Annotated in this window: 10 protein-coding genes; all 10 read left to right on the forward strand. The window is 47.7% G+C overall.

Annotated features, from left to right (window positions below; all coding sequences use genetic code 11):
* Complete coding sequence (locus tag LX98_RS03265) at positions 1-1,314, forward strand: nitric oxide reductase (RefSeq protein WP_496427530.1); 1,314 nt, start codon at positions 1-3, stop codon at positions 1,312-1,314.
* A gap of 45 nt (positions 1,315-1,359) precedes the next feature.
* On the forward strand, positions 1,360-2,328 hold the full coding sequence (locus tag LX98_RS03270) for a c-type cytochrome (protein WP_496427531.1): 969 nt from the start codon (positions 1,360-1,362) through the stop codon (positions 2,326-2,328).
* 61 nt (positions 2,329-2,389) lie between these two features.
* Positions 2,390-4,213, forward strand: a complete 1,824-nt coding sequence (locus tag LX98_RS03275) for a c-type cytochrome (protein ID WP_496427532.1) — start codon at positions 2,390-2,392, stop codon at positions 4,211-4,213.
* A 66-nt stretch (positions 4,214-4,279) separates the two neighbouring features.
* Positions 4,280-4,900 carry an NTP transferase domain-containing protein gene (mobA, locus tag LX98_RS03280; protein ID WP_496427533.1) on the forward strand — a complete coding sequence of 207 codons (621 nt, stop codon included), beginning with the start codon at positions 4,280-4,282 and terminating at the stop codon, positions 4,898-4,900.
* Between the two features lie 4 nt (positions 4,901-4,904).
* Positions 4,905-5,984 carry a glycosyltransferase family 9 protein gene (locus LX98_RS03285; RefSeq protein WP_496427534.1) on the forward strand — a complete coding sequence of 360 codons (1,080 nt, stop codon included), beginning with the start codon at positions 4,905-4,907 and terminating at the stop codon, positions 5,982-5,984.
* A gap of 68 nt (positions 5,985-6,052) precedes the next feature.
* Entirely contained in the window at positions 6,053-7,834 is a 1,782-nt protein-coding gene (gene argS / locus LX98_RS03290; RefSeq protein WP_496427535.1) for an arginine--tRNA ligase, read from the forward strand.
* Positions 7,835-7,865: 31 nt separating this feature from the next.
* Complete coding sequence (gene tgt, locus LX98_RS03295) at positions 7,866-9,041, forward strand: tRNA guanosine(34) transglycosylase Tgt (protein ID WP_496427536.1); 1,176 nt, start codon at positions 7,866-7,868, stop codon at positions 9,039-9,041.
* Between the two features lie 41 nt (positions 9,042-9,082).
* Positions 9,083-9,406: a preprotein translocase subunit YajC gene (yajC, locus tag LX98_RS03300; RefSeq protein ID WP_312643635.1), complete on the forward strand. Its 324-nt coding sequence runs from the start codon at positions 9,083-9,085 to the stop codon at positions 9,404-9,406.
* A gap of 19 nt (positions 9,407-9,425) precedes the next feature.
* On the forward strand, positions 9,426-11,060 hold the full coding sequence (gene secD, locus LX98_RS03305; RefSeq protein ID WP_496427537.1) for a protein translocase subunit SecD: 1,635 nt from the start codon (positions 9,426-9,428) through the stop codon (positions 11,058-11,060).
* A 152-nt stretch (positions 11,061-11,212) separates the two neighbouring features.
* Entirely contained in the window at positions 11,213-12,133 is a 921-nt protein-coding gene (gene secF, locus LX98_RS03310; protein ID WP_496427538.1) for a protein translocase subunit SecF, read from the forward strand.
* Position 12,134 lies beyond the last annotated feature (1 nt).

A 12,134-nucleotide genomic window follows, 5' to 3' on the forward strand; every position in this document is an offset into this window, starting at 1 on the left:
GTGGTTGAGTTATTGGAACGGGCCATAGAAATGGGTTGGCCAGTATTGCTGATGCTGGTTGGATTGTTGCTATATTTCCAGGCGACAATATCTGATCCTGTAAAAAAGAAACGGGCGAGTTTCCAGACGATAGTTGGAATTTTCTGTGCATTTTTGGCGTTTATCGCCATCTCAAATTACGTAGATAATTTTGAAGGGAACAGCGGTTTATTGCCGGTTTCTCTGGTCATGATTACCATCATGACTTTCGTTATGGGGCTTTACTTTCCCAACATCAGTGCACTGATGAAAATTGGAGGCTTCATGTTCTTTGTGGCAGCCGCTCTCTCCGGATATGGAAATTGGCTGCCTCAGGTCGAAGGAGGATTTCCTCCTCCTGTTGTCAAGCTGGACTTCCAAAGTATGTCAGCACAGCAACTGGGTGATGAAGGGGAAAAAATTATTTTCGGTGGAATTGGACAAAGTAAAACGCAAGGGGCCATTGGCAAAGGCCAATGCCCATTGTGCCATGGATTTCAAAAAGGCTTTTTGAGTGAGCGTGCCCCGAATCTCTATGGAATTCCCGATACGGCCCCTGAGAGATTAAAAGAACCGAATTATCACATGAATAATCCTGAGGCACGTACCACTGAACAAAAGGAAGCTTTTCCAGGGTCAGGAACGGCAACGAATGCTCAAGAATATATCGCCGAGTCCCATGCATGTCCAAGCTGTTTTGTGGTGACTGGTTTTGGTGTGAAGGGGTCGAACGACACGGTAAGCCCCATGCCCAAGATTCACAAGCCACCGATATCATTGACTTTGGGGGAATTGGCCGCGGTCGATACCTGGATTTACACTCGGGAAGGGAAAGAACCTCCGGCATATGATGAAATCGTCGCATCATATGAAAAATTTATTCCGGAAGCAGATCGCCCCGCGGCAGGTGGAGAAGAAGAAGCTGGGGCTGGTGGTGGAAACCTTTTGGCTGACGGAAGCGAGCCATACGACAAGCTCTTTATGAAAGCCGGTTGTCCTGCCTGCCATACCATCCCAGGAATTGAAGGTGCCACGGGAAAAGTCGGTCCTCTCCTCATGGAGGGGTCGAATGCCCCAAATCGTCTTAAAGATCCAGGTTATCAGGGTAAAGCCAAATCACCCAAGGAGTACATTACTGAATCGATATTAAACCCAAGTGCCTATGTCGTGAAGGATTTTCCGGACAATCAAATGCCAAAGGATTTTGGCGTAAGATTGACAGGCGGGGCTCTCAGTAAAATGGTTGATTATTTGGCACAATTAAAAGAAGGCCAACCTTTACCTCCAAAAGAATAAGGAATATTAATTTAGGGGACAACCCTTTATAAGGAGTAAGGAAGAATGACGTGGCTTAAACTAGTTGAAGGCTACATGCCGATGCAGATGATTTCAGAGTTGGCGGTCTGCATCCTTGTATTTTCTATTATTAACTATTCTCTTAAAAGAGCAGGCATGGGTTTGCCCAAGTTTTGGGCAGGTATCTTTGTCTGGTGTTTTGTGAATTTGTTCTATCTCAAGTATCGAATCTATCCGCCCATTCCCTTTAGTGTGAGGGCCATTTATGGGACGGTTTCAGCTTGCGGTATTTTTATGTGGGTGTCGGGTTCACAGCAGGAGTGGGAGGAGTTTAAGCGTCCTATCATAAATGTTTTGGACGCCAAAACTGGAATGACTAAGTTCATTCGAACAGCCTTATTGATTTTGCTACCAATCGGGCTTTGGGGTTTTGCCTACAATTCTTTCCTTCCCAGCTTTGATGAACCCATTGAATTGAGAACCGTGCATCCAGCCCCACCGGCGACAACTAAAGTGCACGGAAAAACGTATGTATTGCAAACTGCCTCGAATCCCTATCGAATTAATCCAGAGGGGAAATACGATCAGGCATACAGTAACGCTCATATCGTAAGTCAGGATATGGGACGTTTAATGAAGGATGTGAAAAATCCGGAAGATAATCCCTGGGATCCCAATGCTAAAGGTTATATTAAACATGTTCGGGAAGGGGGAGAGATTTTTTTCCAAAATTGCCATTTCTGTCATGGGGATAATTTGAACGGTCGCGGCCTCTGGGCGTTTGCCTTTAATCCAATTCCTGCCAATTTTACCGATGCAGGAACTATCGCACAGCTCCAAGAAACTTTTGTTTTTTGGCGAGTGGCTAAAGGAGGAATTGGGCTTCCTGGTGAAGGTTTCCCATGGGCATCCGTGATGCCACCGTGGGAACAGCATTTGACCGTTGATGAAATTTGGAAAGTCATCATGTTTGAATACTGGCACACCGGGTATTACCCGCGGACTTGGGAATAAGGGGGACGCGGACATGAACGAAATTCAAATCGATACTGGACACTTTGAAAAGAGGATGGTCATGAACGAAACGACTACAGCCGGATATGGTAGGCGTGGCCTAGGAGCCTGGCTTCTTAGTTGGGGTCTCCTTATTGGTGGACTAGGCTTTGCTACCACGTCCCATGCGGAAATGGCAGAAGGATTTGCCGAGGGGAGTCGCCCTGCTCCGCCATCTGCCGAACAAGTTGAAGCAGGGAAGCGAGTGTATTTCACAAAGTGCGTTTGGTGCCATGGGGTTAATGGGTCTGGAGACGGGCCGGGAGCGGACCGACTTTGGCCCAGACCACGTAATTTTAATTCAGGGACCTTTAAAATCCGTCATACGGCCAGCGGGGAATTGCCCCTCATTGACGTAGATTTATTTCAAACTTTGACACATGGATTGCCTGGATCCGCTATGCCCTCCTGGGAAGGTATTTTGACTGAGGACCAACGCCGGGATGTCTTAGCCTTTGTCACCACCGAATTGGTCAAGGACCGGAGTTGGCAAGATACCGAATTTGAAGAATTCCATGTATTGCAATTGGAAAAAATTGAACCAGTTCCTCCTACGGCGGAATCGGTGAAGCGTGGATCAGAACTTGTGAAAGAAATGAAGTGTATTGAATGTCATGGCTTGGAGGGTCGCGGAGATGGGAATGCGTTCAACCTCAAGGATGACTGGGGATTTTCCATACAACCTGCCGACTGGCATAAGTGTTGGAATTTCAGAGGCAGCCGACAGGATGCCTACAATGTGAAGAATATTTTTAGAACTTTTTCTACAGGGGTGAGTGGAACGCCCATGCCTTCGTTCGCCGATAATACAACCGTTGAAGATCGGTGGCACATAGCCAATTATGTAAACCATCTCTGTGAACGGGATAAGGATGTTGATATTGCCGGTGGCAATGTGACCGATGAAATCGCGGCTGAATTAGTTGCAGCCAAACCTAGGGGAATTGATCCTTTAACGGATAAGCCAAAAGTTGATTTCGTCGTTCCTTCAAAGTTCGTCGAAGGAGACTTGCCTGCTGACGAGCACGACGAACGGTGGAACCTGGTTGATCGACGGATTGTGGCAATGGGTGGACAGATCACTCATAAGCCACGAAACTTTGTAACCAGAATTGACGATGTCTGGGTTCAGTCCCTTTACAATGAAACTCATATTTCGTTTATGTTCAGATGGGATGATCGTACAAAGAGTGTGCAGCAAGATGAGGTGGACTGGGAACCCTATGAAGTAAATCTTGGTGATTATGGGATTGAAGAGCAGCCACCTGGAGGATCAAAGTTTGCTGATGATCCTGAACATCCTGAATCCATTGCTGCGAAACAAACGGAATATCAGGTGTATAATGATGGGCTTGCCTTCCAGTTTCCTATTAAGTGGCAGGAATTGCCCGCTCCACGAAAACCAAGATATTTCTGGGGAGATGAGGGATTTCCCGTGGACATCACTAAATGGACGGCTGATGGCGAACTTAAAGCTTATCAAGGTACGGGGTGGGATGTAGATTTTGATGATCGTGACGATTTCACCGAGCAACTAAAAACGGTGAAAGCCGAGTGGAACAATGGAAGATGGACAGTTATCGTCACCCGACCACTCAAAGGTGACTACGAAGAAGATGCCTACATTGAATTGGGAAAATATATCCCTATTAATTTCTTCGTGTGGGATGGTCACAATGGGGACGTAGGACGAAAGATGGCAGTTTCCGCTTTCTATTATCTGGTGTTAGAGCCACCAATTGAAAAGGAAACATATATTTACCCAACGCTAGCCGCCATTGGGTTGGTCCTTGTGGAAGGATGGATTTTGACTCGGCGGGCCAATAGGCGCAAGGGTAAAGTCTAACCATGTTGTAAACATCGGAATTCTCCGAAAAAAAATGAAGGGGGTGGGCAACCACCCCCTTTTTTTATGACCAATATAAAAAAAATTACAAACACTTCCGCTGTTGTTCTAGCTGGCGGGAAAAGTCGGAGGATGGGAAAGGATAAACGAACTCTCGAATGGGATGGAACTACATTTCTTGATAAAGTTTGTTTCACCATAGGGAAATTATTTGATGAGATAATACTGGTGACCGCAATAGAAGATTACCCTTGCGGACATCTTCCTGTTCGTTTAGTGACTGACGCGATTCCTGATAAAGGCTCATTAGGTGGAATGTGTACGGGAATCAAGGAATCCTCTAATTCTTCCGTATTTGTTGTGGCTTGCGATATGCCATTTTTAAATCCTTTCGTTATTTCAAGGCTTTGTGCTCAGCCTGAAAGTGATGTGGTAATGCCCAAGCTTTCGACAGGATTTCAGCCTCTACACGCACGATATTCCAAACGATGTTCCCTCATAATGGAGAAAATGATTCAAGAGGGGAATCTCCGAATTCAAAGTCTGATTCAAGACCCATCTCTCTTCGTTCAAATTGTGGAGGAACCTCTATTCGCTGACATTGATCCACATGGGTATTCATTTTTAAATATCAATACACCCGCTGATTATGAATTTGCCCGAAAAGCTGCTTCTCGTCTGAAATAATGGTATGGCTCTTCCCCCTTCCAATTTAATGATTGTCCATCCTGGGGCATTAGGGGATGGGTTGTTGGCCTTGCCCGCTATTCGAATTTTGAAGTCTACCTTTCCTGGGCACCGTCTGATTTGGTTTGGTCATAAGGAATTAGGTGATGTGCTCGTGAAGGCGCAGGAAGTTCATCAGTCCTATTCTTTTGATAGGCTGGAGTTTTTGACATATCGAGGAACTAGTGATTCCCCTCAGGCAAATTTCCTGTCGATTCTGCGCCGTTGCGATAGGGCCATATGTTGGTTAGAGGACACAGATGGTATTTGGCGAAGTTGGTTGAAGACTGTGGGAATTCAAGATGGTATTTTTCGATCACCTCATGACAGAACACTGCTTAACCAACATATGGTTGATCGGTATGTGGAGATACTCCAACCGTGGGTTCAGACGACACAGTTCCTGCGTGACAAAGAAATAAACAGGAGTCTTACAGGTCCTCTTGTTTTGCCCCTATCACACTCGCGGAGACTTCCATATTCCAACAAGAAGCCACTTATCCTTCTCCATGCTGGAAGTGGCAGTCGATACAAATGCGCCTCTCCGGTATTATGGGCGAGCATTGTCAAAGGCCTGATGATGGCGCAACCGAAAATGAACATTTGTCTTGTAGGAGGACCTGCAGATAATGACTCGCTTAGAAATGTGCAAGGCTTACTGACTCATCTTGAATATACCATTCTGAAAGGAATGGATCTGATTCAGATTGGGCAATATTTACAACATGCCAAATTGTTTATCGGGCACGATTCCGGTTTGTCGCATTTAGCTGCAAGTTTTGGCGTGCCTTCAGTGTTGTTGTTTGGTCCCACTGATCCGGAAAAATGGGCGCCGCGGGGAACTCATGTAGCCGTAGTACGAAAATCCTGTCATTGCCTAGGGAAGGCGGCCATTGCGCGTTGTACAGATATGCCGTGTCTTTCTTTTTCACAAAGGGAGGTCCTCGCAAAGGTTGAAGACGTGTTAAGTGGAATGAAGGCGTCCGTGGAATTCGCGAGTTTCGAGTGTCTTGATGAAGCGTCCACTGTGCCTTGCCTTGGCTAGAATGCTGTGTTACATTCGCCGCGGTTATTAAAAACCCCATATATTCTGCGTAGATAGGATATTTCACCGTGGAGAAATTTCTCCAAAACCAAGTCATTGAGGCCATCGCGGTTATCCTAGACAAGGTCAGGGAATCTGGCGAATTTAGTCTGGACACGATTCCAACCATTGCCGTGGAACCTCCGAAGCGACCGGAATGGGGAGATTTTTCGTCTAGTGTCGCGATGACATTGGCCTCACAAGTTCGACAATCGCCTCTGAAAGTAGCCGAACTGTTGGCGACAGGTCTTCGGGCCCAGTTTTCAGATGTATTCGTCCGCGTTACCGTTGCCCCTCCAGGATTTTTAAATTTGACTCTCCATCCCCTCAAGTGGATCCAGGTTCTACGGATGATTCAGGACAAGGGACCGTTGTATGGGACCAGCAACATCGGAAAAGGGAAACGTATTCTCCTGGAGTTCGTGAGTGCAAATCCGACTGGGCCGTTGCATGTCGGACATGGACGAGGTGCGGCATTGGGGCAGGCCATGGCCAGGTTATTGGCATTTGTCGGATTTATGGTATCCCGTGAATATTATATTAACGATGCCGGTCGTCAGTTACAGTTGTTGGGACGGTCCGTCTATGCCCGCTATCGAGAGCATTGGGGAAACCCGTCATCCTTTCCCGAGGATGGCTATCATGGAGACTATATAAAAATTGTGGCTGAGTCTGTGGCGAAGACCCATGGGCAAACATTAATGGATGGCTCATCGGATGATGCCGAAATGCTCTGTGCTCAATTGGCCGGTCAGATGCTTTTGGATCGAATTAAAGAAGATTTGGCTTCATTTGGTGTTGAATTTGATTCCTGGTTTAGTGAGACATCCCTGCATACGGCAGGCCTTATCCAACAGTCATTGGACGAACTTCGGCAAAAGAAGCTGCTTATAGAAGAGGATGGTGCCTGGTGGTTTCGTTCATCTCAGTTTGGGGATGAAAAGAATCGTGTGGCTCAAAAACAGGATGGGAGCTATACCTACTTAGCGGCCGATATGGCTTACCATCGACAAAAATTAGATCGTGGCTTTGATACGTTAATAAATATTTGGGGTGCGGACCATCATGGGTATATTCCAAGGATGGAAGCGACGGTTCAAGCGTTTGGCTTTGCCAAGGAGTCCTTGCGAATCGTCCTGGTACAAATGGTGAGCCTGCGGCGTGGTGGTCAAAAAATTGAGATGTCAAAGCGAGCCGGTGAATTTGTGACCCTGCGTGAGGTGATTGATGAGGTTGGTCCAGATGCCGCCAAATTCTTTTTCCTGATGAGGAAGGCCGATACGCATTTGGATTTCGATCTGGAGTTAGCCAAACAACAGTCTTCCGACAATCCCGTCTATTATGTTCAGTATGCGCATGCGCGATTGGCCAGTCTCTTTCGAGTGGCGCAGGAACGCCAAGTACCCCTTCCGACTGTCCAGGATGTCGATCAGGCCTTGTTGATCCAGGATGAAGAGTTAGGGCTGATTAAAACGTTGGCACAGTATCCTTTTGTGGTTGAAAACAGTGCGATGGCGTTGGAGCCTCATCGGGTCACGTTTTATCTCCAAGAGCTTGCGGCCCAATTGCATGCCTACTATAACAAAAATCGGGTCCTTCCTTCATTGGATCCTGAGAGGAACACCGGGGATACGGGAGACAACATTAAATTAGGGGCAAGTGAGCATCCTACAACGTTGAGTCAAGAGCGCATCTACGAAAGTATTTCGCCGGACTTGACCGCTGCTCGCTTAGCCCTGCTCCGGCAAGTCCAGACGGTCATTGGTAATGGGCTGGCCATCCTGGGAATTTCCGCGCCGGAGAAAATGTAATGTGCATGAAGGTTAAGCATACGCAGAGATAATGTCTAAAGAACCATCCACTTCACAATCAGGTCCCAATCGTTTTCATATTCAGCATACGTTGCCTTCTGGTCGTGCGAGGGTTGGACGACTTTTAACCTCCCATGGTGAGATCGATACTCCGGCCTTTATGCCGGTTGGCTCACAGGGGACGGTCAAAGGACTGGATCCGAATGAAGTCCGCGAATGCGGGTTTCATATGGTGTTGGCGAATGCCTATCATCTATTCTTGCGACCTGGGCATGAACTCATTGAATCTCTGGGAGGGCTTCATGCTTTCATGCAATGGCCAGGAGCGATTTTGACCGATAGTGGTGGCTACCAGATGGTGAGCCTGGCTGATCTTTGTGAGGTGACCGAGGAGGGGGTTGGCTTCCGTTCTCATATCGACGGTGCGTGGCATTTACTCTCACCGGAAAAAAGTATGGCCATCCAGGTCGCACTTGGCTCCGATATTATGATGGTTCTGGACCATTGTCCGACTTTTCCTTGTACCGAACAGCAAGCACGTGAGGCTGTGCAGCGAACGACCAGGTGGGCTCAGCGATGCGCTGCGGTACCGAAGAAAGAGCATCAGTGGTTGTTTGGGATTGTTCAGGGCGGAATCTTTGTCCAATTGAGGCAAGAGTCGACTCAGGAGTTGGTCAATTTGAATATGGATGGCTATGCCTTGGGTGGATTATCCTTGGGAGAAGAAAAAGCCGCCATGTTGGCGATGATCGAGACGGTGATTGACCAGCTTCCACCCGGTCGTCCCCGCTACTTAATGGGAGTTGGACTTCCTGAAGATATTGTGGAAGGGGTGGCTCGGGGGTTGGATTTATTTGATTGCGTTATTCCGACCAGGCATGGGCGCACCGGTTGGCTGTTTACCTCGACAGGGAAGGTGTTGATTAAACAGGCTCGCTATGCCCGTGATTCCAATCCCATTGATGGCGAATGTGGGTGTCCGGTCTGCCAACGGTTTTCCAGAGCCTATTTGCGGCACTTATTTTTATCGCATGAAATGTTAGGCGTACGTCTGAATACGATCCATAATCTTTGGTACTATGGCTCGCTCATGAAGGGGCTACGACAAGCCATTAGCGCAAATCAGTTTGACGACTACCGGAAAGATTTTTACCGCCGACGCGAGTGTGACACGAGTGAAACGCTCATTCAGGAAGTATCGACCTGATTGAATGGGTTGGCCACAGACACATTTTAATTGAGGTACTTATGAACCTAGATTCCTATGCTTGGGCTCAAGCCGGGGGAGCCGGTCCCGATTCCTCCGCCGGCTTATTATCGCTCATTCCTTTTCTTCTGATTTTTGTGGTGTTTTATTTTTTGCTAATTTTGCCGCAACAACGTCGGCAAAAAAAACAACGGGAATTGTTGGATAGCTTAAAAAAAGGCGATAAGGTCATTACGTCTTCGGGAATATGGGGAACCGTGACCAATTTGGATAAGGAAACGGCTACCCTGCAAGTCGCGGATAATACAAAAATTCGGTTGCAACGCGATCATATCGCGAGCATCCGTACGTCGAATGAATCATGATGGATCAAGGGGTAGATGAATGAAAAAGCTTCGTGGGAGGTTGTTTCTCCTTTTTGTGGTCACGGTGGTGTCCGTCATCCTGGCCCTGCCTTCGTTTCCAGGGCTGTTCCAGTCTTTGCCTGATGGGGTCAAGCGGGTATTAAGTCACCGTGGGCTTTCGTTGGGTCTCGATCTTCAGGGAGGCATTCACCTGGTTTTGGAAGTCGAAGAGGAACGAGCGGTCGAGATTGCCGTTGATCGAATTCGTAAGGCTGTTGAGGATCTGCTGAAGGACAAGGCGATCGTGGTGGAGGGTGTTCGTCGTGAGGGGTCGAAGATGATTGTCATCTCCCTTCAACAAGAAGCCGACGGTGAGAAAGTCCGAACGCTGCTCGATGAGGCTTTCCCGAACTTTGAGTCTCAAAATCCGTCAGGAACGCGTTTGGTATACGAACTCCGCTCTACCGAGGTGGATCGAATCAAAACCTCAGCCATCAATCAGGCCCTTGAAACCCTCAGAAACCGGATTGATGAATTTGGGGTTGCCGAACCTCTTATCCAACGTTTGGGGCTCAACCAAATTGCGATTCAATTGCCCGGGGTCAAGGACCCTCAACGGGCTAAAGATCTCATTCAAGAAACGGCTCTTTTAGAATTTAAATTGTTGGAGGAGTCCAAGGCCGCATTGGATTTACCGCCTCAAGTCGAAAAAGGCCAAGAGGATACGGTGAGGAAGACCTTAGAAGGTAAAATTCCTGATGGGGCAGAAATTCTCTTTGAAACGGCGATCTCGGAACCGGATGGTCGGGCGTATAGTATTCCCTATCTTGTGAAAAAAGATGCCGTTCTCACCGGAGATGTGTTGCAGGATGCCCGCGTGACGATTGGGGATTTCAATGAGCCGATTGTCAGTATTACCTTTGACAGCAAGGGGGCACGAGAATTTGATGAGCTCACCGCTGCCAACATCGGGAAACGGATGGCGGTGGTCCTGGATGGGAAGGTGTATTCGGCGCCCGTTATTCGAGATCGCATTAGCGGCGGCCGGGCGATCATTGAAGGCACCTTTACCACTGCAGAAGCGAATGATCTGGCTGTGGTACTCCGGGCTGGTGCGTTACCGGCACCGTTGAAAACCTTGCAGGATTTAACCGTTGGACCTTCTCTGGGACAGGATTCAATTGAGAAGGGGTTAAGAACAACGATTATTGCCGGGACGCTGGTCCTGATTTTTATGATTGTGTACTACCGGCTCTCCGGTCTCATCGCCAATATGGCTGTGTTTCTCAATTTAATCTGTTTGCTGGGAGCTTTATCAGGGCTTAATGCCACCTTAACTTTACCAGGCATTGCCGGAATTATTTTGACCATTGGAATGGGAGTCGATTCCAACGTGTTGATATTTGAGCGAATTCGAGAGGAGCTTCGGCAGGGCCGTCCCGTTCGTTTAGCCGTAGATAGTGGCTATAATAAGGCCTTTTTGACGATCGTAGATTCCCATGTGACGACCCTGATTACGGGGTTGGCGCTGTTTTTATTTGGAACGGGACCTATTAAAGGGTTTGCAGTAACCTTGTGTTTGGGAATTGCTATTAACTTGTTTACGGCGTTGGTGGGAACGAAGGTGGTGTTTGATTTCCTGAACCGACGAAAGTTGGACTCGCTCAGCATCTAAGGGGTCGCCTTGTTTGAGGCGTGTTTGGTCGAACCTTGCTTGTTGAGGGGTGGCAAGGCGCGGCATTTTCCAATACGAGGATCGATTGAGAAGGGGCGTTATCACAAGCTCATAGACAGGGGATATTCTTTGGGGAGGAGAAATTTTTGGTCATGATGGAAATTCTTGGGAAAACCGATATTGATTTTATGGGAAAGCGGAACATTGCTTTCGCGGCATCGGGCATTCTGGCTTCTCTGGGATTGGTGGCCGTCATCGGAATTCTGTTTGGATGGGCAAACCTGGGAATCGATTTTGCCGGGGGGACGGCGGTTCAGCTTAAATTTGATAAACCACTCCTGATTGCTGAGGCCAGGAAAGCCTTGGATGCGCATGGATTGGGTTCCGCTGAACTTCAGGAGTTTCCCCAGGACCAGAAGCTCTTGATTCGTGTAAAAACCGAAACCACGATCGAAGAAGGAATCAGTGAGAATATCATTCAAGCTTTTCAAGCTGAATTTCCTGATCACGGATTTGTAGTGGATTCCAGTACTTCAATAGGACCCACAATTGGAAAGAAACTGCAAGAAGATGCCTTGATTGCGGTCATCCTTTCCCTGGCAGGCATTATCCTCTATGTCGCTGTTCGTTTTGAGTTTCGTTTTGGCGTGGCTGCAGCCATTGCCACATTTCATGACGTTCTGGCGGTATTGGGGATTTATTTTCTGTTGAATACAGAAATTACGCTTCTGGTGGTGACGGCGCTATTGACCCTGGCAGGGTATTCTTTGACCGATACCGTCATCGTGTTTGACCGGATTCGGGAAAATCTTCGTCAGAGGAGACGGGAAACGACGACGACGATTATTAATAACGGAATCAATCAGGTCTTAAGCAGAACATTAATTACGACATTGACGGTTGTTCTGGTCTTGGTGCCCCTGACCATATGGGGAGGGGAAGTCTTACATGATTTTTCGTTGGCCTTACTCTTGGGGGTCATGGTTGGGACCTATTCCTCAATTTTTGTTGCGAGTCCACTCCTCTTACTGTGGCCTGGTGCAGAGGGAAAGCTACTAAGCCGAGGTAAATAGT

The sequence above is a fragment of the Nitrospira marina genome (assembly GCF_059568365.1).

Bases quoted from the DNA above. Each gene is read 5' to 3' on its own strand.
- LX98_RS03270 (WP_496427531.1), top strand. From the start codon at position 1,360: ATGACGTGGCTTAAACTAGTTGAAGGCTACATGCCGATGCAGATGATT.
- LX98_RS03275 (WP_496427532.1), top strand. From the start codon at position 2,390: ATGAACGAAACGACTACAGCCGGATATGGTAGGCGTGGCCTAGGAGCC.
- mobA (WP_496427533.1), top strand. From the start codon at position 4,280: ATGACCAATATAAAAAAAATTACAAACACTTCCGCTGTTGTTCTAGCT.
- LX98_RS03285 (WP_496427534.1), top strand. From the start codon at position 4,905: ATGGCTCTTCCCCCTTCCAATTTAATGATTGTCCATCCTGGGGCATTA.
- tgt (WP_496427536.1), top strand. From the start codon at position 7,866: ATGTCTAAAGAACCATCCACTTCACAATCAGGTCCCAATCGTTTTCAT.
- yajC (WP_312643635.1), top strand. From the start codon at position 9,083: ATGAACCTAGATTCCTATGCTTGGGCTCAAGCCGGGGGAGCCGGTCCC.
- secD (WP_496427537.1), top strand. From the start codon at position 9,426: ATGAAAAAGCTTCGTGGGAGGTTGTTTCTCCTTTTTGTGGTCACGGTG.
- secF (WP_496427538.1), top strand. From the start codon at position 11,213: ATGATGGAAATTCTTGGGAAAACCGATATTGATTTTATGGGAAAGCGG.